The following is a 23,165-nucleotide window of genomic DNA, read 5'->3' as shown; positions in this document are numbered from 1 at the left end:
CAATAACAGTCTAGTGGAGGCACCGATGCAACGCACGGGAGGTCAACTGATCGCTGATGTCTTGGTTCAGCAGGGCGTCGATCGTATTTTTGGGGTGCCGGGGGAGAGTTTCCTAGCGGTTCTGGATGCACTGGTCGATACCCCGGAAATCGAATTTGTCGCGACCAAGCATGAAGGTGCGGCATCGATCATGGCGGACGCGGATGGCAAACTGACCGGGCGTCCGGGCATTGTTCTGGTCACCCGCGGCCCCGGCGCGTCAAATGCATATGCTGGTGTGCATGTTGCTTATCAGGACTCAACGCCGCTCATCATGCTGGTCGGCCTGATCGGGCGGGATGACGAAGAACGCGAAGCTTTCCAGGAGTTTGATCTCAAGGCAATTTTCGGAACCCAGACGAAATGGACAGCGGTAATTGATAATGCGGCGCGCATTCCCGAATTGTTGACCCGTGCCTTTCAGGTTGCAACCTCTGGCCGTCCGGGCCCGGTTGTTCTTGGCTTGCCCGAAGACATGCTGCGGGATGTGGTCGAAATGGGCGTGCTTCCTGCAAAAGTTACACCGATACAGGCCGCGCCGTCGGATGGGCAGGTTGTGGAAATTGTCGAAATCCTTTCTAAGGCAAAATCACCTTTGATCATCGCTGGTGGTGAAACCTGGGATGAACAGGCCTGTGCCGATCTTGCTGATTTTGCGGCGGCATGGAACTTGCCGGTTACATGCAGTTTCCGTAGTCAGGATCGAATGTCGGCTTTGCATTCCTCTTATGTCGGAGATGCCGGTTTGGGTATTAACCCGGCGCTAGCCAAGCGGATCCGCGATGCCGATGTCTTGCTGGTTCTGGGCGCACGCCTAGGGGATTGTACAACATCGGGTTACACCTTGCTTGATGTCCCGGTCGCCAGACAGAAAATCCTTCACATCCATCCGGATGCAAATGAAATCGGGCGTGTTTATGCACCGGAGTTTGGCGTCTGCAGCGGCATGAAACAGGCGCTTTCTGTACTGGTGAAATGCAATGCCCCAATCGCCAAAACGGTATGGGCCGACTGGACAAAGGCCGCGCGTGAAGATTATCTGATCTGGTCGAGGCCAAACCATACGTCACATGGCCCGGTCAATCTGGCAGCAATCATTCAGCATCTGAATGAAAATCTGCCCGAAGATGCAATTCTGACCAATGGTGCAGGCAACTATACCGTTTGGGTGCATCGTTTCTATCAGCATCGCCGTTTCAGAACCCAGGTTGCCCCGACATCCGGTACAATGGGGTACGGTCTGCCTGCCGCCATTGCGGCCAGCCTGCGTCATCCCGACCGGCTCAGCATCTGTTTTGCAGGCGATGGCTGTTTCCAGATGACGCTTCAGGAGCTGGCAACCGCACAGCAATTCGGTGCGCGCGTGATCGTCATTCTGTGCAACAACGGCATGTATGGCACCATCCGAATGCATCAGGAGAAAAGCTATCCGGGCCGGGTCAGTGGGACTGATATCGTCAATCCGGACTTTGGCAAACTGGCCGAGGCCTATGGTATTGCAACTGCTAGGGTCGAGAAAACAGAACAGTTTGCAGCCGCCTTTGACGCGGTGGCAGCATCGGGCAAGTCGGCTGTGATTGAAGTGATCACCTACCCCGAAGACCTTACCCCGAGGTTCTCCTTGTCCGAACTTCGAGCAAACGCCCAGTAAATCAACATTCGCGGGTTCTTCCCATAGAAAAATTCATCGGATGATTTGAGAAAAACAGGAGGTACCAATGTCCTATAATCTGACAGGAAAACATCTGATTGCCGGCCAGTGGGTGGCGGGCGAGCAGACCTTCCAGTCCGAACCGGCCCATGGTCCGGCCAATACCTTCCCGGTCGGCACCCCGGCCATGGTCGATCAGGCCGCCAGGGCCGCCGAGGAAGCATTCTGGTCCTATGGCTATTCGACCCGTGAAGAGCGTGCCAGGTTCCTGAATAAAATTGCCGATGAGATTGATGCGCGCGGTGCGGAAATCACCGAAATCGGTACCCAGGAAACCGGCCTGCCCGAAGCACGCCTGAATGGCGAACGTGGCCGTACCGTCGGCCAGCTTCGCCTGTTTGCCAGCCATATCCTTGCCGGTGATTATCTTGACCGCCGTCATGACGAGGCGCTTCCGGATCGCGCACCCCTGCCGCGCCCGGACCTGCGTTTGATGCAGCGCCCGATTGGCCCGGTGGCGGTGTTCGGTGCGTCCAACTTCCCGCTGGCCTTCTCGGTTGCTGGTGGTGATACCGCCGCCGCCCTTGCGGCTGGCTGCTCGGTTGTCGTCAAGGGGCATTCGGCCCATCCGGGAACCGGTGAGATTGTCGCACAGGCGATTGATGTTGCGGTCAAGGCATGTGGCATTCATCCCGGCGTGTTCAGCCTTATTCAGGGTGGCAAGCGCGATGTCGGCCAGAGCCTTGTGCAGCATCCGCTGATCAAGGCGGTCGGCTTTACTGGGTCGCTGGGCGGTGGTCGTGCGTTGTTCGATCTGTGCGCGCAGCGTCCGGAGCCGATCCCGTTCTTTGGCGAGTTGGGCTCGGTCAACCCGATGTTCCTGCTGCCCAAGGCCATGAGTGCCCGCACCGAAGAACTCGCCAAGGGCTGGGTCGGGTCGCTGACCATGGGGGCAGGGCAGTTCTGCACCAATCCGGGGATTGCGGTTGTTCTGGATGGTCCGGATGCCGATGCATTTGTCGAAACCGCCAGGGCGGGCCTTGGCGACGTGGCAGCGCAGACCATGCTGACCGATGGCATGGCCGATGCCTATCGTAGTGGGGCGAAACGCATTGCCGCGACATCGGGTGTCAAGGAAGTCCTGACCACGTCATGTGATCTTCGCAATGCGACGCCGTATCTGTTTGAAACGACCGGTGAAAACTGGCTGGCCAATCATGTGCTGGGTGAGGAAGTCTTTGGCCCGCTTGGCCTGATCGTCCGGGTCAGGGACATTGCCGAAATGCAGGCAATTGCCAAGGCGCTTGAAGGTCAACTGACCTGCACGATCCATATGGATGGCGGGGATGCGGCGGATGCGCGTTCGTTGCTGCCGATTTTGGAACGCAAGGCGGGGCGTATTCTGGCCAACGGCTTCCCGACCGGGGTCGAGGTTTCCGACACCATGGTGCATGGCGGACCATATCCGGCATCGACGAATTTCGGGGCGACATCGGTTGGTACCCTGTCGATCCGTCGCTTCCTGCGTCCGGTCTGCTATCAGAACATCCCCACCGATGTCCTGCCGACTGATCTGGCCTGATCGTATGTCATCTTAGCTAGAGTTGCTCACTATTTGGTTGCGCGACTGGCAAAAGGATGTTGGCAGGTGGGGTGAGGAAAATTCGTTTAGAGGTTTGGAGTAAGAGAGCGTAGTTAATTGCATGCCCCCGCAACCAAAATGTCAAAGGCTCGCCATTCGGCGGGCCTTTTGCATTTTTGCTTGTCTGGACGGGTTTTGAGCCTGTGCCCATGAAGGGGATGGCTGCAACCACCGGGAGCCGCTCATAACTTGAAGGCTGAAGACGTATAGAAAACGTGCCCGTGGCACGTTTTTAGTCTGAAGGTTGAGCACGGGCGACTGCCCGCGCGCAGACTGCGGAAGTTCAAGTCCTGCCCCCGTGGCGGGCTTTTTTAATGGTCGATTGCCGGGTGGATGTGGATTGGAAGATCGCAAACAGGCCAGGCCTGTTGGCTAAGGTTCTTTGCGAAGATGGCGAAGCCCCAAGGGCGGAGACTGATCCTGCCCACGTAACCTTTTCTGTTATAAATTGCTTCTTTGCAATATATAACAAAGCCCTCAACCAAAACCCCCGCTTGGCGAAAACCAAGCGGGGGTTTCTTTCTCATACAGGCTTTATTCGTTTATGTGATTGAGGGCTTCGACAAGGCATAGAAGCGCCATGGATTGGCCATAGCCGGTCGGGTGCAGCGGGATGTTCTTGTAGAATTCAAGATCATGTCCCATGCGGGTGCCGTAGGAAACCTGTTGCACGACACCATTACTGTCGATGTTGCCGAGCACCGCATGCAAAGCTTTCTGGCCGGCCGTTTTCCAGCTTTCCGGTCCAAGGCCCAGGCGATATCCTTTGAGCAGGGCATAGCCAATTGCAGAGGTTGCCGAGATTTCCTCGTAAGAGGTCGGGTCATCGACCAGTGTGTGCCATGTGCCGTTTTTGGTCTGATAGTCGATCAGGCTTGATAGCTGTGCCTTGACAACCCATAGCAGATAGCGGCGTGTGGCGGCATCAAGATCGGCAAGATCAATCAGATCGAGTATTCCGGCCGAGATCCATGAATTGCCGCGCGCCCAGCGCGCACGCGCGAAATTGTGATTTCCATCGAAGGTCCAGCCATGAAACCACAGGCCGGTTTCGGGTTCGCAAAGATAGTGGGTGTGGACCAGAAACTGGAATTTGGCTTCTTCGATCAGGTCTTTTCGGCCGGAAGCCTGACCGTAGGATGCCAGAAACAGGGCGAGCATGAACAGGGTATCGTCCCACAGTTCATCGTTGTTGATCTTGTCGGAAACATCATGCTGGAAACCACCAGACGTGGTGCGCGGGGCGTCTGCGATCAGGCGGTTTGCCCAATCGTCAAGAACAGGTTCCCATCGAGGATCCCGGGTCTGCTGCCACAGAATGGAAAGCGCCAGCATGGGGGCTGTCGTGTTCACATTCTGGGACGGTAGACCCAGGGAAAATTGTTTTTCGTACCAGTTTTCCAGAATGCTCCGCGCTTCCGCGTCTCCGGTCTGGAGCCAGAGTTGCGCAATTCCGTATAGACCGACACCCTGTGGCCATTCCCAACTATCGAAACTGACATAATCACCGGCTGTTCCATCAAGGTTCGGCTCGTTGAACTGTCCTTCGTCTCGCAGGTTACGTAAGCCTGTCACTATCTGAGAGATTTTCTCTTTCAATTCGTCGCGAAGGCTGACGGTATCGGTTCCCATTATTGTGTCTCGCTGTTTTTTGAGGAATTTGGTCGGCGCGGAGCGGAAAATTATTCGGTTTCGAGAATCTGGGTCAGAAGACCGCCGAAATCCGGATCGTTACGATACTCGTCAAGCAGCGGCATGACTTTTTCGCGGAAGGGGGCCTGATCCGGGGAGACAAAGGTCACGCCCATCTTTTCTGCTTCGGTGGTCGAATCCTTGACGGCCTGATCCCAAAGTGCGCGGAAAGATTCCGTCGCATGCAGGGCAGCTTCCTTGAGAATGGTGTTCTGTTCGGCGGTCAGTTTTTCAGTGGCTGCGTTGGAGATCACCAGGAAGTCCGGAATGCGAAGATGTTCGTCCTGCGAATAGAATTTGGCGACTTCGCCGTGACGGCCGATGGTCAAGGCCGTGACGTTGTTTTCCGCACCATCAATCACGCCCATTTGCAGGGCCGTATAGATTTCGGCGTAGGGCATCGGTGTCGGGGAGCCCCCCATCATTTCGACCATGCGGATCGAGCTGTTGGAGTTCAGAACCCGGATTTTCTGGCCTGCAAGATCTTCTGGCGTATTGATCGGTTTATCGGTGGTATAGAACGAACGTGCGCCGCTGTCGAAGAAGGTCAGGCCGACGAAGCCGCTGCCTTCTGTGGCGTTATAGACCTCGTCTGCGACCGGTCCGGTCATGACGCGATAGAAATGGTCTTCGCCCTTGAAGATATAAGGCAGGGTGAATGCCTTGAATACCGGATCAAAGTTTTCGAGGTTGCCTGCGCTCACACGGGTCATGTCAACCGCACCGTTCTGAAGCTGTTCGAGGACTTCGCGCTCGGACCCCAGAACCGCATTTAAGAACAGCTGAATGGTAACTTCGCCGTCTGTACGTTCTTTGACTTCATCAGCAAATTGTTGCAGGGCGGTGCTGGTCGGGTGGTCTGCTGATAGCGAATTGGCAAGAGTCAAACGTGTTTTCGCCTCTGCCTGGCCGACCGCAAGAGTGGCGATTGCAGTTAAGGTCAAGGCAAGTTTCTGATATTTCATTGTTTTCCTCCCTTGGATTTCTTTCCGCCCGAATGGCGGTGACGAAAATGTCACCGCATTTCATCGATGACATGTGGATAAAACTGTCATTGTGAAAATAAAATTTCCATATGTAATAAATTTTCATTCTCGAGTATCGAAGCGAGCATGTTGAAGCCACCTGCAAGGGCCGCCTGCATCTGACTTTGGGACAATTGTACGCCGATATCTTTGAGGCTACAGCTTCGGGCAGGTTCCATAATATTTTGAATGTGCTGGAGCACGGTTTGGTTTCGTGGAACCGGTTGCATCAGCCGGTTTTAATGTGTGAGGCCGGCTGTGAATTGTTTGTGAAAATAATTTTCAGATTGCAGATATTGTTTGCACATCGCATGGTCTGGGAACAATCGACATAAAAATAATGCCTGAATTTGGCCGGGCGACTTCGACGGAGGAAACGCGAAGTGTTGCAATCTCTCAAGCATGGTATTGAGCGCCTGCTGCTGGTGATTATTTCAATCACTTTGTGCGGTATGGTGGTCCTGATGCTGTGGCAGGTTTTTACCCGCTATGTGCTGGCAACGCCTGCCTTGTTCACGGAAGAAACGCTTCGATTCACGATGATCTGGATGGCGCTTCTGGGGTCGGCCTACTGTTTTGGCAGCCGTAAACATCTGTCGCTTGACCTGCTGGTTTTTCTGGGTCCGATGTGGTGGCGCAAAGGGCTGGCAATGCTGAACGGGATTATTTCCATCGCATTTGCCAGCTTTACGATGCTGATCGGTGGCTGGGGGGCGAGCATGTCGGCAATGGCGCAGCTTTCGCCGATCATGCAGATCCCGATGGGGATGGTTTACCTTGCGGTTCCGGTGGCTGCGGGGCTGATCATTCTGTTACAGGCTCTTAATATTATCCTGATTGGTCTGGGGCAGTTGGCACCGGTTGAAGAAGTGCAGGAGACAGCCTGAAATGGATGTGATTATTGATTTCATGCTTGATCCTGCCGGTGCGGCAGTAGTGCTTTTTGCACTGTTTTTCGGCCTTCTGGCCCTGGGGACGCCGATTTCGATTGCGATTGGTGTTTCTTCGGTTGTGACGGGCTTTGCCTATCTGCCTTCACAGGTTATCAGTTTTGTCAGCGCCCAAAAGATGTTTTCGGGCATCGACAGTTTTACACTTTTGGCCATCCCGTTTTTTGTCCTGGCGGGGAACATCATGAACAAGGGCGGCATCGCAATCCGCCTGATCAATCTGGCGAAATTGCTGGGCGGGCGTATGCCCGGTGCCTTGGCGCATACCAATGTGCTGGCCAATATGCTGTTTGGATCGATTTCCGGGTCATCAATTGCCGCCGCCGCTGCTGTTGGTGGTGTTATGGGCCCGTTGCAGCGCAAAGAGGGGTATGATCCCGCATTTTCAGCGGCGGTGAATATTGCATCGGCACCAACTGGTATTCTGATCCCGCCGAGCGGACCGTTAATCCTGTTTTCGCTGGTATCGGGTGGGACGTCGATTTCGGCCCTGTTCCTTGGCGGGTATCTTCCGGGCATCCTGATGGGGCTATCGGTCATGATGGTCATTACCTTTTTTGCCGTGCGCCGCGGCTATCGCACCGAAGGTAGTGTCGGCTGGTCGGAAGTGCTGCATGTGATATGGCAGGCTTTGCCGCCGTTATTGATGATTATTCTGGTTATCGGCGGCATTGCGATCGGGGCGTTTACCGCAACAGAAGGCGCGGCGGTTGCTGTTCTGTATTCATTTGTTCTGTCGTTGATGTACCGGATGGCGAGCTTGCAGGAATATCTGGAAGCTTTGAAATCCTCGGCGGTTACCAGTTGTTCGATCCTGTTTCTGATCGCGGCATCGGGCATCATGTCCTATGTCATGACGATTGCCGGTATTCCCGATGTCATTGCCGAGGCCATTCTGACCTTTGACAATCCCATTGTGATTTTGCTGGTGATGAATGTCTGCCTGCTGATCATCGGGTTTTTCATGGATCTGACGCCGGCGGTGTTGATTTTCACCCCGATCTTTTTGCCGATTGCGACCGAGATTGGCATTCATCCGGTGCATTTGGGGATCATCATGATCTTTAACCTTGGGGTCGGGTCGATGACACCACCGGTCGGGAGCGTCCTTTTTGTCGGGTGTGCGGTTGCCAATCTGCGCATTGATCAGGTGGTAAGGCCGATCCTGCCGTTCTTCTTTGCGACATCGGTGGCCTTGCTTCTGACCACATATGTCCCGTGGATCACGCTGGCATTGCCACGTATCCTCGGACTGATGTGACATTCACCCATACCTAATCCTATCCAAGCGGAGTTATATCATGAATGCGTTCTCGCTGAGCGGTCGAAAAGCTTTGGTAACCGGTGCCAATGCCGGAATAGGGCAGGCTATTGCCGTCGCCATGGCACGCGCAGGTGCGGAAGTTGTCTGTGCCGGACGGCGAAGCTGCGGCGAAACGGTTGCAATGATCGGTGATGCGGGCGGTGTCGCAGGCGAGGTCATTGTTGATTTTGCTGATCCGATGGCGGGGGCGTCCCTGTTTGAAGGGCGCAATGTCGACATTCTGGTCAATAATGCGGGGATTATCCGCCGCGCCGATTGTATCGATTTTACCGAGGAAGACTGGGACGCTGTCATGGATGTGAATGCCAAGGCGGTGTTCTTTACCTCGCAGGCATTCGCCAAGGAGGTCTTTGCGCGCGGCGGGCAGGGCAAGATTGTGAATATCGCGTCGCTTTTATCGTTTCAGGGCGGCATCCGGGTTCCGTCCTATACCACATCCAAGCATGGTGTGGCCGGTTTGACCCGTATTCTGGCAAACGAGTGGACGGCACGCGGCATCAATGTGAATGCGATTGCGCCGGGTTATATCGCGACAAGCAATACGCAGGCATTACGTGATGATCCAGATCGGTCTGCTGCCATTCTGGATCGTATTCCGGCGGGTCGTTGGGGACGGCCAGATGATATTGCGGAAACGGCGGTTTATCTGTCAGCGCCCGCATCTGATTATGTTTCGGGTGCAATCCTGAATGTCGATGGCGGCTGGCTTGCACGATAGGGCCGGTGCGGGACCTGTGATGAAGGTTCCCCATCCATCAGCGTAGCTTTTTCGGTGGCGGACAGACGCTTTCACGACTAATCAGCTCGCACGCCAATTCGATCCGGCGTGCGGGCATTTCAATATCGGCATTGGTCAGTCGGCAGGTTTCAATCAGCAGATCCAGCGACAGCGCGCCGACTGTTTGCATCGGGATTTTGACCGATGTAAGCGCTGGCGACATGTATTGGCCCTGGGGCAGACCATCAATGCCGACCACAGAAACATCTTTCGGGACGTTATAGCCCTTAGATTGCAGGGCGGAAACAGCGCCGACGGCCAGGATATCGCCAGCAGCGACAATGGCGCTGAAAGAAAGGTTGCTTTCGATGACCTCGGTAATGCGCTGGCTGGCGGCTTCGGCGGTCCAGTCGTCGATATCAATCACATAGTCGGGATTGTAATGTTCGTCCATCGCGTCACGCCATCCTTCGAGGCGGCGCTTAATTGTGCGCCTGCCGGGGCGATTGAGAAACAGGATATGGCGGTGTCCCTGATTGATCAGATGTTTGGTCGCCAAGGAGGCCGCCGATCGATTGCACGGCGTGACCGAGCTTAGCTGCATTTCCGGATCGTCACCATTGACCAGGACGGCAGGCATATCCGAGGTGCGCACAAAATCAAGTGTCGCATCATCGACGGAAACAAGCAGCAGCCCAATCAAGTCGGGTGTCTGTGCTGCTTTATAGAGGTCTTCGAAGGGCTGATTGGGTTGATAGATGTAAGACTCTATCCGTATGTCACGGCTTTCGGCGCGTTCGCGAACCCCTTCAAGAACATACATGGTGAACTGGCTGCGTTTGAAATCGATCATGGCCTCTTGCGAGGAAACAATCAGGACCTTTTGCCCGGCAGTGGTGCTTGAAACGGCATAGTTCATTTCAATGGCAGCAGCCCGGATTCTGGAGGCGAGATGTTCCCGGACATAACCATTGCCGCTTAGGGCGCGTGATACCGTTGCCGTGGAAACCCCAAGACGCGAGGCGATGTCGCTTATCTTCGTGCGTCCGCTAAGTGCCATGTTTTGCCCTTTCCTGATTCTCACCAGTTTGTGGAATTTATTTACATATTGCACGAAAAATTTCTTGGTGTGATGTTTTTTCTTGTGCGGAAGGGGAGGCGATCTTCCTGCTTCTGCGAATTTATAAAGTGTGTCACCGGCAAAAACGGTGGCGGAACGTGCAGGAAAATCCTTAGGAGATATCCCGTGGCTATGGAACAACGCTATGGTGCCGGTCCCGATCAGATCGATGGAATGAACACGTCGCAGTTGCGCGAGAATTTTATGGTCGAAGGGCTATTTACGCCGGGCCAGATCAGCTTTGCGTACACTCATTTTGATCGCATGATTGTCGGTGGTGCCGTACCCGGAGAAAAGGCGCTTGGCTTCGGCGATGGCAAAGATGTCGGGACGAACCTGTTCTTTGATGCACGTGAAATGGGCATTGCGAACCTTGGCGGTGCGGGCTGGATCGAGGTGGACGGAACGCGGTATGAGCTTGCAAACCGTGATGTTCTCTATATCGGCCGTGGTGCTGAAACCGTTTCGCTGGGCAGTGATGATACCAATAACCCCGCGCGTTTTTATATGAATTCGGTTCCGGCGGGGCATTCCGTGCCAACGCGTCTGATTACGCGTGCAGAATCCAAAATCCTTGAGATGGGGGATGCCGAGAAAAGCAACCGCCGTTCCCTGGCGATGTATATTCATCCAGAGGTCGCGCCATCCTGTCTGTTGCTGATGGGCATTACCGATCCGGCGAAAGGTTCTGTCTGGAACACCATGCCGCCGCACCTGCATGAGCGCCGCATGGAGGCCTATTGCTATTTCGATCTTTCGGATGAAGACCGGGTTATGCATTTCATGGGGCGCCCGGACAATACCCGCCATCTGGTTGTGGCAAATGGCGATGTCGTCCTTTCGCCAGCCTGGTCCATTCATATGGGGGCCGGTACCGGGCCGTATGGTTTCGTTTGGGGCATGACCGGGGAAAATCAGGAATATACCGATGTTTCGCCGGTTGCCATTAAGGAGCTGCGTTAAGTCATGCTGCTTAAATCCGGAGCATCCGTTCCTTATTGGCAGGTCACGTCGCTTGAAGAACGGGCATATGATGTGGCGGATATGCCGATGGAAGGCGAGATGGATTCAACCTTTTTCCTGACAAAGGAAAAGAATTTCATCCCGCATACCTATCCTTGCCGGACCGTCTATATTGCCGAACGCCGGGGCAAAGAAATTGCCGAACTGCCGTTCCCTGACTGGTGGAAGGCAAGAAATATTTTGCCAGGCGGATCACCGTTTCTTGATCTTTCGGGGTTCTGGTTCCGGGCAACCCATATTCAGGGATGGGCGAGAACGGCGATCAATGCCATGGATGCAGGCCCAGCGCGGTTGCGATTGGGTATTTGTGGGGCCGCGCGTGTGTATGTGAACGGGCGGGCGGTTGCGTGGCTTTCGCCCGCGACCCGTAACGCCATGGACGAGGTCGAGTTTGAGGCCGATCTGAAACAGGGCCACAACGAGGTTGCCGTCCAGTTTGAAGATCTGTGCGAGCGCGATGCGGTTATCCGTATTGCGCTTACCTGGATTGATGGACCAAAGGCAGAGGCGGGGAATTGTTTTCCGGCGGAACCTGAGAGCGTATATGCGGTCGAGGCGGCTGTTGATGCCATGCATCTTGATCGTAAATTCTATGACAGTGATGATATCTGGCTTGTCATGCCTGTGCCGTTTCCGGACAAGGTTAGCGGCCGGGTCAGGGTTGCCGGTCATTTCATGTCGCATGATCATGATGATGTGACGTTTGAAATTCCCGCGGGGGCAGATCGTGTGCGTCTGGCATCGTCGAACGATTTTCCGGCAGATTACCGGTATTTCGGATTTGCGTTCCAGTGCGGCGATTTTGCATCCGAAGCCCGGCTTGGCGCGGAAGTCAGTTGGCGCTCTGTAACCGGGCCAGCACCGGAAAGTCTTGAGGCGCGCATTGCCGAAAGCCTTGCATGGATTGCAAAGAACGGTGAAACCGATACCGAAACCGCACTTGCCTGTGCGGCCGTCGGGGATGAGGTGGCGTTGGCGCGTGCCGAGGCAATCATCAACACGGCTTTGCCGGGGATCGAGCAGTGTTTTGACTGTGCTGATTTTGCGCTGGTTCCGCTGTTGTGGACACGCATTGTGTTTGCGGATCGGCTACCTGCATCTTTGGTCGCGCGCATCGATGCCGCCATTCTGGAATTCCGTTACTGGATGGATGAGCCGGGCAACGATGTTCAGTGGTATTTCTCGGAAAACCATGCATTGTTGTTCCATACTTCTGCCTATCTGGCAGGGAATCTTTTGCCGCAGTCGCATTTTCGGCGCGCAGATCGCAATGGCATCGCACAGAAACAGGCCGGTTATGAGCGCCTGATGGCGTGGTTCGATCATTTCGAAGCAGCCGAAATGGCGGAATTCAATTCCGGAACCTATTTCCCGATTGATCTTAAAGGGCTGGCGGCCCTGTTTGCGCTTGCACCCGACGAAGTCATTCGGAAACGGGCATCTGGTGCCATTGCCCGACTGATCACCATGATTGCCAATTCGGCGCATCACGGCGTCATTACCGGGGCGCAGGGCCGTAGCTACGAACATTCACTTTGCGTCGCCGATACTTTGGAACTAAACGGTCTTGCCAGATTGTTGTGGGGCAAAGGGCAGTTTGGGGCGCATGTGAATTGCCTGGCCCAGATGGCTTTGGCGTTGCGTGATCATGGGCTTGAATTGCCTGATCTTGCCGACATTGCCTGCTGGGGGAAACGCGATACCGCGCAGGAATGGACTTTCTGGCAGGGCGAAAATGCGTTTTGCCGATTGTATCATTACAAAACCAGTGAAACCGCGATGGGAAGTGCCGCACTTTATCGTTGGGGGGACTGGGGATATCAGGAAACGCTTCTTCAGGCGCGGATCGGTCGCGAACCGGGCGCACAGATATTTGTCAACCATCCCGGCGAAATTGTTCAATCCGGTTTTGGTCGCCCGTCCTTCTGGGGCGGATCGGCAAGTGTTCCGCGCGTTCAGCAATATCGCGATCTTGCGATTGTCCGGTTTGAGGGTGTGGAGCCGCAACCTGATTTTACCCATGCATGGTTCCCGACATTGGCGTTTGATGAATGGCATGTCGATGGACATCGGGCGTGGGCACGTTCGGGCGAGGGGGCGTTGATTGTATCAGCTTCCGGTCCGCTGGAGCTTGTGCAAACAGGCGGCTCAGCCGGGCATGAATTGCGTCTTTCCGGACGTGATAGCATCTGGGTTGTCCGGCTGGGCCATAGCCGTGATTTGGCGAAATTTGCAGCCGATCATGAGCTCAAGGTTCATGTCGATACGGATGGCACATATCGTATCGAAGATACGCAATATGGCACGGTGTCGTTCCATCAGAGCGGCGTCGTATCGGCCGAGGGCCGTGCTCTTAATCCAATGGAATGGACGCTTGAGGGCGACCGCAAGGAATTGCCGCTGGTTCAGTGAGGGAGCCGAGACCTCCCGTCGGCTCCTGAATGATGAAGGCCGGAATAGCAGAAGTGCTGTTCCGGCCTTTTGAATTTTGAACTCGCAAACAGGCCAATGCCTGGTGTCACAAGGAGATCAGAGAAACCCGATCCATCGCCCCGCGAGAAGGGCGGAGGGCCAGATCAGCAGCGATAATGCGGCCATGATACGGGTTGGGCGCGTTATCCTGCCGGTCGTGATGGCATGGCGCCAGCCAGGTGCGACATGCTGTATTACAATGGTGGCGATACCCAGTGCGACAAGCAGCATCTTCCATCGGAAAGCCGTGTTGTCGAGATACTCGACCGCGTTGACCGACCAGAGTGCCGGACCGGTCAGAAGAACAAGCAAAAAACCGCATCCTGCCGAACGCGACAGGAACGGTCCGATCACCCGGATATCGGGCCTGCGAATGATCCCGACAAGTCGCAAATCCAGCGGAACGATTGCACCGATCAGCAATGAAAGCCCGAGAATATGCGCGGCATTGACCAGCATATAAAGCGGCCCCGGGCTACGTAATGCGGTGGCAAGGGGGCTTGCCTCCAGCCAGGTCGCAAGTTCCTGCAAACGTCAGTTTCCCTGAATGCGTTCGGGATACAGATCGTAATTCTGGCCGTCGATGATGATGCGGACGGCTTTCATATGTGCTTCTGCCGGGTCCTTGTTCCGGTTTCCGATCACGGTAATCGCATCACCGGGCCGGGCGCTATCGCCGGTAAAGCCCGACCTTGCCGTCTGATTGGGGTTGCTGAGGTCGATCTTCCAGGCCGTGCCCTCGGCATCCTTGACCGTTAATGACGGATGGGGCGGGTTCATCGAAATGCTTTCGATTGTGCCTTCAAGGGTCATCTGGGTGCTTTCTGCCCAGGACCAGCCGTGATGGGCGAAGGCGGGCAGGGACGGGGTGATCAGTATGACCGTCACGGCAAGCATGAAAGCCTTGCAGATACGAGTGGGCATGTTTCTGTATCTCCTGTCTGGATTGAGCATATGCCGCCCCCTCAAACCCGGAGAGAATGACACAAATTTATCGCCTTATGATTTCACAAGCGTGTGAGACTTCAATTAAGACGCAAGCGATGATGATAAGTGCGGTGGATTTCCTGTTACCCCGTCGGCGATTGATCCGGATGATGATTGACCGGGTTCTGTTCAAATTGTATGAGGATATAGCGCCGATAACAATAATATGAGGATCAATGTGGCCGTATCTCCGTCTTTGCATTCCCCGTCATCGCAGCCTGCACATCCGGCATGGATTGCAGTGGATTGGGGGACGTCAAATGTTCGCGCATGGGCGATGGATGATGGCAACAACATCCTTGATCAGGCTTCAAGCCCGCTTGGCATGAATGCCATTGCCGCCGATGATGCGCTTAGTTTCGAGGGCGTGCTGATTGGCCTGATTGATCGGTGGTTGCCGCGTGATGCGACTGTGCGGGTGCAGGTTGTTATCTGCGGCATGGCCGGGGCAAAGCAGGGGTGGCTTGAAGCGCCTTATTGTTCCGTGCCGGTGCGCCCCGAAGAACTGGCATCGGGGGCTGTTCGGCCCGATATTTCCGATCCGCGGATCGATGTTGCGATCTTGCCGGGCCTTAAACAGATTGATGATCCCGATGTGATGCGCGGCGAGGAAACCCAGCTTGTCGGGTTCCTGGCGGCCCACCCGGCATTTGATGGCTGGGTCTGTTTGCCCGGCACCCATTCGAAATGGGCGCGGGTTTCCGGCGGTGCGATCCGCGGATTTAAAACCTATATGACGGGCGAGGTCTTTGCCCTGCTGTCAAAGCAATCGATCCTGCGTCATTCGATGGATGACCGGTGGGATGATGCCGTGTTCGAGCAAACCGTGTGCGAGGCGGCAAGCGCGCCAACCGGCTTCCTGCACAGGTTATTTACCGTGCGCGCCAGCGGATTGGTCGGCAATGCCGATGCCACAAGCCAGCCGGGGGCTTCCGTCCTTTCCGGTGCGGTCATCGGATCGGAAATTGCCGATGTGGTTCGTGATCTTGGCAGGGATAGCCAGATTACCCAGATTGCATTGATCGGCGATGGCAAACTGGCGGGACTATATCGCAAGGCACTGGCAGCCCATGGGTTTGATGCCGATGCAGTGGATGGCGAGGCGATCACGATCGCTGGTCTGGCAAGTGCCTATCGCGTGATAAACATATCGTAACAGTATCTTTTTTCAGGTTTTGCAGGTGTAAAATGGCATATCCGACTTCGGTCAATTCGCAGATCACGGACGCGGCAACCCCCGTGTCGCATCGCCGATTGATTGCCATCCTGCGCGGTGTGAAACCCGACGAGGCGGCATCAATGGCGCGTGCCCTTGTCGATGCCGGGATCACGATGATCGAAGTGCCGCTGAATTCGCCAGAACCGCTTGAAAGCATTGTGGCGATGAAGACAGAAGTTGGTGATGCGGCCCTGATTGGTGCCGGTACGGTCTTGACCGAGGATGACGTCGAACGGGTCAAGGCGGCACGGGGTGGGTTCATCGTGTCGCCCAATTGCGATAGCGCGGTCATCACCAAAACCAGGGAACTTGGCATGGGATCATGGCCAGGTGTTCTGACACCGAGCGAATGTTTTGCCGCGATCAGGGCCGGTGCAAGCGGGCTTAAAATCTTTCCGGCCAGCATCATCGGTGCGGAGGGCATCAAGGCAATGCGCGCCGTATTGCCAAAAGACATGCCGGTCTATGCGGTTGGCGGGGTCGGGCCGGATGATTTTGTGACCTATGCCAAGGCCGGTTGTGACGGCTTTGGTCTTGGGTCCGGCATCTATAAGCCCGGTATGGCGGCCAGTGACGTTTCAAAGGCCGCCATTGCCTATGTCAGAGCGCATGATGCGGTGTTTGGCTAGGCTTTTGATCAATTCACAAACGTTTGTTCTATTGGCAGGTGATGGTGCTAAAGCCCACAGAGCCTATCGTCGCGCCAGAAAGGCCGCAACTGCCATCGTTTGTCGTGTTCCCGGTAGAGGCAGCGTTGAAGCTTGTTGTTCCTGCGCCACTAGAAGAAATAACAGTTTTAAGGGTACCTGTTGAAAACGAAAACGTGTTGTTGGCAATGGTGGGATTGTTGGAACTTGAAATGATAATTCCGACCGCACCGGCGGTATTGGATGATGGCGATATGGCGTTATTGCGGACCACCAGATTGGTTGAACTACGCGCATCAATGCCGACGCCGCCCCCCGTCGCACCGAAGGCCGTGAGCGTACTGTTTTCGATTGTGACGCCGGTTGTATGGTCAGCGCGAACGGCAAAAATGCCAGTCCCGCCATTATCCGAATTGCTGACGGTCATTCCGATCAGTTTGGTATTGTCCCTCATAAGCAGTGCATAGGGGCTACCGGTGTTCGTCGCCGCGATTTTGCCGCCAGAGACAGTCAGGATCGCTTCGCGACCGGAAGGGGATTTGACAGTGATATTGCCGGACCCGACCAGCGTTTGACCGGCAACCATATTTACCTGGGTCGTTACATCAATTGTTCCGTCAATGATAACCGTATTGGCCCCTGCTGTTCCCAGGTCAGTATTGAATTCACCTGTATCGGCCACCGATGAGGCGTTGATAACCGTCAAAGTTTGGCCATCGGCTGTTTCTGTGGCGGTTTCAACCGGGCCGAAGGCGCCAGCTTGGCTGACAATATCAATGTCACGGACCACCGGATCAGTCATGCGCCGTTCCATCGGTGTCAGGCGTTTACGGCCTGAACCAAAGAATTGCAGCGGAATACGAAGGCGTGCCGTCACGAAACCTTGTGAACCGCGCGGATTGTCATGTTGCCATTCGCTGCCGATGGAAAAGCGTGATCCGTCCCAAAGCCAGGGGACCTCGTCGAATGTCATTTCAGCCCGCAGTCGTGGGCCGGTTATGTCCGCGACCTCGTCGGCAAAGAAATGATATCCACCGGCGAACAGTCTGATTTGCTGGGGGGCTTCTGGTTCATAGACCGGTAGACGCCAACCGATTTCGCCATCAAAGCCAGCCATGCTGCGTTCTTCGCCGCCACGGAAGCTGATGGTTGTGCCCGACAGGCTGACCTCGTTCAAGGCGTCCACGTTACGAACACGACTGCCCTGCGGCACATAGGCATTGGTACGAAAATCCCAGTCGGTTGAAAGCGCCTCAAGCCCCAGCGTGATCTGATTGTAATAATTATCCCATTCGCTTTTGCGCCGGTCAAAATAAGCAATGCCGCCAACATTCCAGCCACTGCCAAGCATATGCCGTAGTCCAACGCCAAAATTGCCTTCAACACTGCTGCCATCATCCATGCGCGTACGTAAATTAGTAAAGAACAGCGTATCTTCATTCTGAAGAAGCGGCATGAAAAGATCGACTTCACCCAGATTACGGTTTGTGCCTGCCTTGTCTTCAAGGTCAAGATGCGGTCCCCATTTGGGAGTGTCGCCTTCTTCTGCCTTGGCCTCTTCCATTGGACAGGCAAGTGCCATCAGCACCAGCCACGCGGAAAACCGGGGGCGTATATAAGCGATCTTCATGGGGTGACCTTGCAGAAGCCTTTCAGAAAATGACAAAGCTTGTCCGACATCCTGTTGAATTGTTTTTGCGCTGTTTTCCCAGCACCTGTTACCACGTGGTGTAGGTAACAACCACGCGTCATACAATCGCGGATTTCTGCGACGATTACTTTTTGTCGTGAAGTGGATAGTGGTGTCCGAAATCGGATATTTTGGCCTACGCTTCGCGTGCTGTTTTGGTCGGACGTTCGCCAAATTCTTGTATATATTCCTGTGCGAAACGTCCCATATGGCCAAAGCCCCATCGCCGGGCGATGGTCGCAACTGGGTCCGTGACGTCAGTTGACATCAGATCATTGCGAACAAGCTGTAGACGAACCTTGCGAATATACTGTCGCGGCGTCAGCCCAAAGGCATCAATGAAGCCGCGTTGCAAAGTGCGGTAACTGCACTCGGCAGTTTCTGACAATGACACCATGTCAAGAGTTTCAGACGGGTTCGCATGGATATAGTCCTGAGCGCGCTTGACATGGCGAGGAACGACACGCGAAACTTCCTGACCGGTGAGGATATCCTGCACATTGCTTTTCAGTTGGGTCAGTATATGTGTCAGCAAAAGATCGCAGGCCTGTGAAGTCACTAATTTATTTGGCTTATCCATCAGCCCGTGATTAAGGGAACTTGCCAGAAATTGCATATAGTGCCGGATCATTTGCCCACCGGAGGTCGTAAGATTGGCAACCGGATCAAATTCTATCGGGTAAAGTCCCATAAGCTCCCCACCAAGGTTTCTTGCATGTTCCCTGATCCGGGTTTTAGAGATCGGCAGGACATAGGAATGAAACTGTTCCTGATAGGCTGTTGTCTCGATACTTAGATCGCGCATCATGCCTTGGTTGGGTGTCAGATCCCACGTGCGGCCAAGGTGGGTGATTTCGCCCCAACCATCGGTCGGGACAAACAGCATCATTGTATCGCTGCCTTCCCCGGCAGACTGCCAGTCGACACGTGCAGTCCCGAACGTTCCATGCAAAAACGGTTGGTTCCCGATCATGGCAAGCGCCATATCGGCATCAATCTCGTCCCCTTTTCGATTGATCCTGAGTCGCAGTGGTGAAGAAAAATCAGAAACGAATTCCTGTAGCTCAGCCAAATCTTTTGACCGAATTACTGTGAATTTCGAATGCAATACCATGCGCTATGCTGTGTCCCTAGCAAGCAACCGAGACGATCTAAGCCTTTGATTCAGGCTGCCTGTTTATTACCTATACGGTAAGATACAAACCAATAGCCTGCAACAGAAGACAGCACTTTGTGGCTCGGAAACGTCCGATACGTTACAAAATGCTTCCTTTCCCAAGCTGCAGAACACAATGATTGTGCGCATTGCTCGTGTGTTTTGGAATATTCGGTTTTTAAATCATTCCAAATTGTGGAAGTGCGTTTGACCCTTGAAGGCGCGCGGTCTAAATTCCTGCCATTGCAAGAACTCCAGAATGGGAGGATCCATTGGATCTGGGAATCAAGGGCCGCAAGGCGATTGTCTGCGCGTCATCAAAGGGACTTGGGCGTGGTTGCGCGATCAAACTGGCCGAGGCGGGCGTTGATCTGACGCTGAATGCGCGTTCCGAAGGGCCGTTAAACGAAACGGCGGAATATATCCGCGATACGTTTGGTGTGAAAGTCACCACGGTTGCGTGTGACATCACCACCGAAGAGGGCCGCAACAAGGTTCTGGCGGCCGAAGGCATGCCCGATATTCTGGTCAATAATGCCGGTGGCCCGCCGCCCGGTGTCTGGTCGGACTGGGGGCAGGCCGAATGGGAAGCGGCGGTTCAGTCCAATATGCTGACCCCGATCCTGCTGGCGACCGCGGTTTTGCCGGGCATGATTTCGCGCAAATGGGGCCGGATCGTCAATATCACGTCGGGTTCGGTCAAATCGCCGATCCCGCATCTGGGGCTTTCCAATGCGGCACGTGCAGGCCTTACCGGCTTTGTGGCCGGGACCGCACGCCAGGTGGCCAAGGATGGCGTGATCATGAACAATCTGCTGCCGGGGCAACATGATACCGACCGTATCAATGCATTGATGACCAATCGGGCGAAGAGCGAGGATATCAGCCTTGACGAGGCGCGCGCCAAAACACAGGCGGGTCTTCCGACCGGGCGTTTTGGTGACCCGATTGATTTCGGGGCGACCTGTGCCTTCATGTGCAGTGAACACGCAAAATTCATGGTCGGTCAAAACATTCTGCTTGATGGTGGGGCCTTCAACTCGACCATGGGCTGATATGTCTTCTTACGCTACAGGGCGGTCTGCAACGAAATCCAGCATATCACCAAATGCCTGGCGTAAAGGGTGGTGCTAGCATGGCGTCATTCACCTTTGTCTATGTGTTGCGCGAGCGGGAGGTTCCTCGCCCGCGCACCTATGTCGGCTGGTCAACCGATGTCGAGGCCCGGCTTGCCACGCACAATAGCGGGAAGGGAGCCAAGACGACACGCGGGCGGCAATGGGAGCTTGTTTATGTTGAACGGTTCCGCACCTTTGGCGAGGCGATGAGCCGCGAATGGCATTTAAAGCGTGACCGGAAATTGCGCAAAATGCTGGCAGGTGGTGCGTGATAAACAAATCAGGGCTTGAATATTTGCGCGCACTCGCAGATATGTGGGCCAACAGTTTCAAATCATCAGGACGACATCATGCCGGTACAACGCAAAAATCCGCTGAAGCTCAATAACCTGCAGCTGCGCACGCTTGTGCTGGCGCAGATTATCGCCAAGGACCCGAATTCGGGTTCGATTGACGAGGCCACCGGTGATGCGACCCTTTTGCGTATTCCGCATGCGCATGGCGATCATGTTCATGTCGGCAAGTTTGTGGTTGCCGCGCGCGACGCCAGCGGCTTTGCCAACCCGGCGGTCTGGGTTGCCCTGGCGCGCAAGGGACTGGTGCGTGAAGGTTACCCGGCCAGCATCGTCCTGACCCGCGAGGGCATGGAATACAATACCGGCCTTGCCGAGAATTTTGTCGAAGAGTCAGATCACTGATCTGTCAATCCGGACCAACGAAAAGCCCCGATCCGCCGGGGCTTTTTTTATTCCAGAATGAACTGCCCGTTTTTGATTTTCACGAAATAGGCATTGCGTTTTCCATCGCCGAACTGATCAAACATCAATTCCTGATGCAGGCCCTGTTGCGGTGGCAGGGTTGCAAGGGCATCGGAAAGCGGTTGATCCGGGTTCCGGGTTTCCATGGCGGCGGTCAGGACCGTCATTGCGTCATAGGCCAGGACACTGGTGTAGCCGGGCTGTTCATTGAATTTCTGACGGTAATCGGCAACAAATTTCTGATAGCGCGGATTGGTGGCATAACGATCATAGGTTTGCAGCAGTTCCATGCCTTCGACAGCGTCCCCGCCAAGGGTGATCAATTGCTCTGTTCCGGCCCACTCGGCCGTCAAAAGCGGGATATCTTGATCTGTTTTGCGGATTTCCTTTGCCAGTTCGGCACTGTCGACACCGTTGGCAACAAAGATGATCGCATCGGGATTATCGGCCAGAAGTTGTCGGGCGACATCCGGTTTGGTGGTATTGGCGGTGTTGAACCAGACTTTCGAGACAACCCGACCGCCAAGCTTGTCAAAGGTCAGCAGGAATTCGCGGTACCAGCTTTCGGTGAAGGCTTCGTTTTCACCGTCCAGGGCAAGGGAAATGCGCATGCGCCCCTTGTCGATATTGCGTCTGGCGTAGGCATCGGCATTTTCCCGCGTGGTTGAATTCATGCGGAAAAAGTTATCGCGAAGGCCGGTGAATTCTGCGGCGGAGGCGGTCGGTGAAATGGTCACGATATCAAGTTCGTTGACCACCGGCAGCATTGCCATGCCGACCGAGCTTATGATTGGTCCGATAATGGCGGTCACGCCAAGTTCCTTGAATTCGCGAACCGCTGCCTTTGCCGTTTCGGGATTTTTCTGATCATCGCGTGCGATGATTTCAAGTTTGCGACCGTGAATGCCACCTTGCTGGTTGACCTGTTCGACGGCAAGTTCAAGCGCATGAAGTGCCGCAATTCCGGTATCGGCACCGTCACCGGAAATACCGGCAATGAAACCAATTTTGATCGGGCCGCTTTCCCCGCAGCCAAACAGCATCATCGCAGCCGCGGCGATGGCACAAAAACGGATGGACAATCCGGGCTTCTTTACCGGTCTTGATGCGCGATCTTCGTGCTTGTTCATATTTTGCCGAACCGGTTGAAAAAGAAGATTATTGTTTGTGTTATCAGACTGTTTGATATGGCGCGCGCCGATCACGACTTCAAGTTTCCCGAACGCGGGGTGTTTGCCTTATCCGAAGTCCCGACGTGCCTGCATTACGCGGCCCGCCGTCGTCAGTAGACATAACGCCCCGAAAATCCCGGAAATCTGATTAAACCATTGCGGGAAAACGCATATTAGCACAAGGGCCAGGATGGTTTCGCTGCCCTCTGTAATGCCGGTCAGGTAATAGAAGCTTTTCTTGCCCTGTTTTTCATGGTTGCGGCCGGTTTTGGCCGCGATGATCGCATAGGCGAGAAAACTTGATCCGGTGCCGACAAAACAGAAAATCAGAAACGCCGCCATCAGGGCGTGTTCGGGCCGTCCGATGGCAAAGGCCAGAATGATACCAGCATAAAACAGGAAATCGGCGACAATATCGTAATAACCGCCAAGGTCGCTTTCCTGTGACTTTGATCCGGCATGGCGGGACCGGGGTTGGGTATGGCGGGCAACGGCGCCGTCAAGACCATCCATGATGCGGCTGAGTAAAATCAGTCCAAGCGCGATGTGATCAAGCCGGAAGGCGAGTGCGGCGGCAGCCAGAAGACCAAAGACAAAACCAAGGCCAGTCACCATGTTGGGCGTGATGCCGCTTCCCGATAGCTGGCGGGCAACGGCATTGAGCGGTTTGTCGATCAGGGGGCGCAGGCGGGCATCAAACATTTTGGTTTCCGGTTAAATCATTGCAGGCACATCATAATCCTATCACGGTCTTCGGGGAAA

21 protein-coding genes are annotated in these 23,165 nt (G+C 54.8%); 12 read left to right on the top strand and 9 right to left on the bottom strand.

The features are described from left to right. Positions 1–25 precede the first annotated feature (25 nt). A complete protein-coding gene (locus J7395_RS17845; protein WP_209222859.1) occupies positions 26–1,690 on the top strand; it encodes a thiamine pyrophosphate-binding protein in 1,665 nt (554 codons plus the stop codon). Positions 1,691–1,757: 67 nt separating this feature from the next. Further along, complete coding sequence (locus tag J7395_RS17840) at positions 1,758–3,272, top strand: aldehyde dehydrogenase (NADP(+)) (protein WP_209222856.1); 1,515 nt, start codon at positions 1,758–1,760, stop codon at positions 3,270–3,272. A gap of 594 nt (positions 3,273–3,866) precedes the next feature. Here the strand turns inward: J7395_RS17840 and J7395_RS17835 are convergent. After that, positions 3,867–4,964, bottom strand: a complete 1,098-nt coding sequence (locus J7395_RS17835) for a glycoside hydrolase family 88 protein (RefSeq protein WP_209222854.1) — start codon at positions 4,962–4,964, stop codon at positions 3,867–3,869. Between the two features lie 50 nt (positions 4,965–5,014). Beyond that, entirely contained in the window at positions 5,015–5,989 is a 975-nt protein-coding gene (locus J7395_RS17830) for a TRAP transporter substrate-binding protein (protein WP_209222852.1), read from the bottom strand. A gap of 443 nt (positions 5,990–6,432) precedes the next feature. On the opposite strand from J7395_RS17830, the gene J7395_RS17825 reads away from it, so the two are divergent. Genes J7395_RS17825 through kduD form a run of 3 tightly spaced genes read left to right on the top strand, consistent with a single transcriptional unit; the run spans position 6,433 to position 9,041 of the window. Next, entirely contained in the window at positions 6,433–6,936 is a 504-nt protein-coding gene (locus J7395_RS17825) for a TRAP transporter small permease (RefSeq protein WP_062959114.1), read from the top strand. 1 nt (position 6,937) lies between these two features. Next, positions 6,938–8,260, top strand: coding sequence for a TRAP transporter large permease (locus tag J7395_RS17820; protein WP_247742261.1), 1,323 nt, complete (start codon positions 6,938–6,940; stop codon positions 8,258–8,260). A gap of 40 nt (positions 8,261–8,300) precedes the next feature. Beyond that, positions 8,301–9,041 carry a 2-dehydro-3-deoxy-D-gluconate 5-dehydrogenase KduD gene (gene kduD / locus J7395_RS17815; protein WP_209222850.1) on the top strand — a complete coding sequence of 247 codons (741 nt, stop codon included), beginning with the start codon at positions 8,301–8,303 and terminating at the stop codon, positions 9,039–9,041. A 37-nt stretch (positions 9,042–9,078) separates the two neighbouring features. Here kduD and J7395_RS17810 read toward each other — a convergent pair whose 3' ends face one another. Then, positions 9,079–10,101 (bottom strand): LacI family DNA-binding transcriptional regulator, encoded by a 1,023-nt coding sequence (locus tag J7395_RS17810; RefSeq protein WP_209222848.1) that lies wholly within the window; start codon positions 10,099–10,101, stop codon positions 9,079–9,081. A 192-nt stretch (positions 10,102–10,293) separates the two neighbouring features. Here J7395_RS17810 and kduI point away from each other — a divergent pair, with 192 nt between their 5' ends. Further along, entirely contained in the window at positions 10,294–11,124 is an 831-nt protein-coding gene (gene kduI, locus J7395_RS17805) for a 5-dehydro-4-deoxy-D-glucuronate isomerase (protein ID WP_209222964.1), read from the top strand. Between the two features lie 3 nt (positions 11,125–11,127). Next, positions 11,128–13,596: a hypothetical protein gene (locus J7395_RS17800; RefSeq protein WP_209222846.1), complete on the top strand. Its 2,469-nt coding sequence runs from the start codon at positions 11,128–11,130 to the stop codon at positions 13,594–13,596. A 117-nt stretch (positions 13,597–13,713) separates the two neighbouring features. On the opposite strand, the gene J7395_RS17795 is transcribed toward J7395_RS17800, so the two are convergent. Together J7395_RS17795 and J7395_RS17790 are read right to left on the bottom strand one after the other, a co-directional pair. Beyond that, on the bottom strand, positions 13,714–14,187 hold the full coding sequence (locus tag J7395_RS17795; protein WP_209222844.1) for a DUF6644 family protein: 474 nt from the start codon (positions 14,185–14,187) through the stop codon (positions 13,714–13,716). Positions 14,188–14,190: 3 nt separating this feature from the next. Continuing rightward, complete coding sequence (locus tag J7395_RS17790; RefSeq protein WP_247742260.1) at positions 14,191–14,580, bottom strand: DUF6152 family protein; 390 nt, start codon at positions 14,578–14,580, stop codon at positions 14,191–14,193. A gap of 241 nt (positions 14,581–14,821) precedes the next feature. Here J7395_RS17790 and J7395_RS17785 point away from each other — a divergent pair, with 241 nt between their 5' ends. Then, a complete protein-coding gene (locus J7395_RS17785; protein ID WP_348541244.1) occupies positions 14,822–15,799 on the top strand; it encodes a 2-dehydro-3-deoxygalactonokinase in 978 nt (325 codons plus the stop codon). A gap of 32 nt (positions 15,800–15,831) precedes the next feature. Further along, positions 15,832–16,491 (top strand): 2-dehydro-3-deoxy-6-phosphogalactonate aldolase, encoded by a 660-nt coding sequence (locus J7395_RS17780; protein ID WP_209222840.1) that lies wholly within the window; start codon positions 15,832–15,834, stop codon positions 16,489–16,491. A gap of 28 nt (positions 16,492–16,519) precedes the next feature. Here the strand turns inward: J7395_RS17780 and J7395_RS17775 are convergent, their stop codons facing one another. Together J7395_RS17775 and J7395_RS17770 are read right to left on the bottom strand one after the other, a co-directional pair. Continuing rightward, positions 16,520–18,139: an inverse autotransporter beta domain-containing protein gene (locus tag J7395_RS17775; protein ID WP_209222838.1), complete on the bottom strand. Its 1,620-nt coding sequence runs from the start codon at positions 18,137–18,139 to the stop codon at positions 16,520–16,522. A 196-nt stretch (positions 18,140–18,335) separates the two neighbouring features. Continuing rightward, complete coding sequence (locus tag J7395_RS17770) at positions 18,336–19,271, bottom strand: AraC family transcriptional regulator (RefSeq protein ID WP_209222836.1); 936 nt, start codon at positions 19,269–19,271, stop codon at positions 18,336–18,338. Positions 19,272–19,627: 356 nt separating this feature from the next. Here J7395_RS17770 and J7395_RS17765 point away from each other — a divergent pair, with 356 nt between their 5' ends. The 3 genes from J7395_RS17765 to J7395_RS17755 all read left to right on the top strand — a co-directional run bounded on the left by J7395_RS17765 (position 19,628) and on the right by J7395_RS17755 (position 21,171). Next, positions 19,628–20,410 carry an SDR family oxidoreductase gene (locus tag J7395_RS17765; RefSeq protein WP_209222835.1) on the top strand — a complete coding sequence of 261 codons (783 nt, stop codon included), beginning with the start codon at positions 19,628–19,630 and terminating at the stop codon, positions 20,408–20,410. Positions 20,411–20,490: 80 nt separating this feature from the next. Then, positions 20,491–20,745, top strand: a complete 255-nt coding sequence (locus J7395_RS17760; RefSeq protein WP_209222833.1) for a GIY-YIG nuclease family protein — start codon at positions 20,491–20,493, stop codon at positions 20,743–20,745. Between the two features lie 78 nt (positions 20,746–20,823). After that, complete coding sequence (locus tag J7395_RS17755) at positions 20,824–21,171, top strand: hypothetical protein (protein ID WP_007091369.1); 348 nt, start codon at positions 20,824–20,826, stop codon at positions 21,169–21,171. Positions 21,172–21,218: 47 nt separating this feature from the next. Here J7395_RS17755 and J7395_RS17750 read toward each other — a convergent pair whose 3' ends face one another. Together J7395_RS17750 and J7395_RS17745 are read right to left on the bottom strand one after the other, a co-directional pair. Continuing rightward, the gene (locus J7395_RS17750) at positions 21,219–22,313 is read right to left on the bottom strand and encodes an ABC transporter substrate-binding protein (protein WP_247742259.1); all 1,095 of its coding nucleotides are present in this window, start codon (positions 22,311–22,313) and stop codon (positions 21,219–21,221) included. A 156-nt stretch (positions 22,314–22,469) separates the two neighbouring features. Next, positions 22,470–23,105 carry a CDP-alcohol phosphatidyltransferase family protein gene (locus J7395_RS17745; protein ID WP_209222829.1) on the bottom strand — a complete coding sequence of 212 codons (636 nt, stop codon included), beginning with the start codon at positions 23,103–23,105 and terminating at the stop codon, positions 22,470–22,472. Between the last annotated feature and the right edge of the window lie 60 nt (positions 23,106–23,165).

It is taken from the genome of Thalassospira sp. A3_1, from assembly GCF_017744215.1.
In the GTDB taxonomy this organism is placed as follows: Bacteria; Pseudomonadota; Alphaproteobacteria; order Rhodospirillales; family Thalassospiraceae; genus Thalassospira; species Thalassospira lucentensis_A.
This window is presented reverse-complemented; position numbering and strand designations above follow the sequence as displayed.

What these genes read in the sequence shown, in the direction of transcription:
- J7395_RS17830 (WP_209222852.1), bottom strand. Translation starts at nt 5,989, where the DNA reads ATGAAATATCAGAAACTTGCCTTGACCTTAACTGCAATCGCCACTCTT.
- J7395_RS17800 (WP_209222846.1), top strand. Translation starts at nt 11,128, where the DNA reads ATGCTGCTTAAATCCGGAGCATCCGTTCCTTATTGGCAGGTCACGTCG.
- kduI (WP_209222964.1), top strand. Translation starts at nt 10,294, where the DNA reads ATGGAACAACGCTATGGTGCCGGTCCCGATCAGATCGATGGAATGAAC.
- J7395_RS17810 (WP_209222848.1), bottom strand. Translation starts at nt 10,101, where the DNA reads ATGGCACTTAGCGGACGCACGAAGATAAGCGACATCGCCTCGCGTCTT.
- J7395_RS17820 (WP_247742261.1), top strand. Translation starts at nt 6,938, where the DNA reads ATGGATGTGATTATTGATTTCATGCTTGATCCTGCCGGTGCGGCAGTA.
- J7395_RS17790 (WP_247742260.1), bottom strand. Translation starts at nt 14,580, where the DNA reads ATGCCCACTCGTATCTGCAAGGCTTTCATGCTTGCCGTGACGGTCATA.
- J7395_RS17755 (WP_007091369.1), top strand. Translation starts at nt 20,824, where the DNA reads ATGCCGGTACAACGCAAAAATCCGCTGAAGCTCAATAACCTGCAGCTG.
- kduD (WP_209222850.1), top strand. Translation starts at nt 8,301, where the DNA reads ATGAATGCGTTCTCGCTGAGCGGTCGAAAAGCTTTGGTAACCGGTGCC.
- J7395_RS17760 (WP_209222833.1), top strand. Translation starts at nt 20,491, where the DNA reads ATGGCGTCATTCACCTTTGTCTATGTGTTGCGCGAGCGGGAGGTTCCT.
- J7395_RS17835 (WP_209222854.1), bottom strand. Translation starts at nt 4,964, where the DNA reads ATGGGAACCGATACCGTCAGCCTTCGCGACGAATTGAAAGAGAAAATC.
- J7395_RS17745 (WP_209222829.1), bottom strand. Translation starts at nt 23,105, where the DNA reads ATGTTTGATGCCCGCCTGCGCCCCCTGATCGACAAACCGCTCAATGCC.
- J7395_RS17845 (WP_209222859.1), top strand. Translation starts at nt 26, where the DNA reads ATGCAACGCACGGGAGGTCAACTGATCGCTGATGTCTTGGTTCAGCAG.
- J7395_RS17840 (WP_209222856.1), top strand. Translation starts at nt 1,758, where the DNA reads ATGTCCTATAATCTGACAGGAAAACATCTGATTGCCGGCCAGTGGGTG.
- J7395_RS17780 (WP_209222840.1), top strand. Translation starts at nt 15,832, where the DNA reads ATGGCATATCCGACTTCGGTCAATTCGCAGATCACGGACGCGGCAACC.
- J7395_RS17775 (WP_209222838.1), bottom strand. Translation starts at nt 18,139, where the DNA reads ATGAAGATCGCTTATATACGCCCCCGGTTTTCCGCGTGGCTGGTGCTG.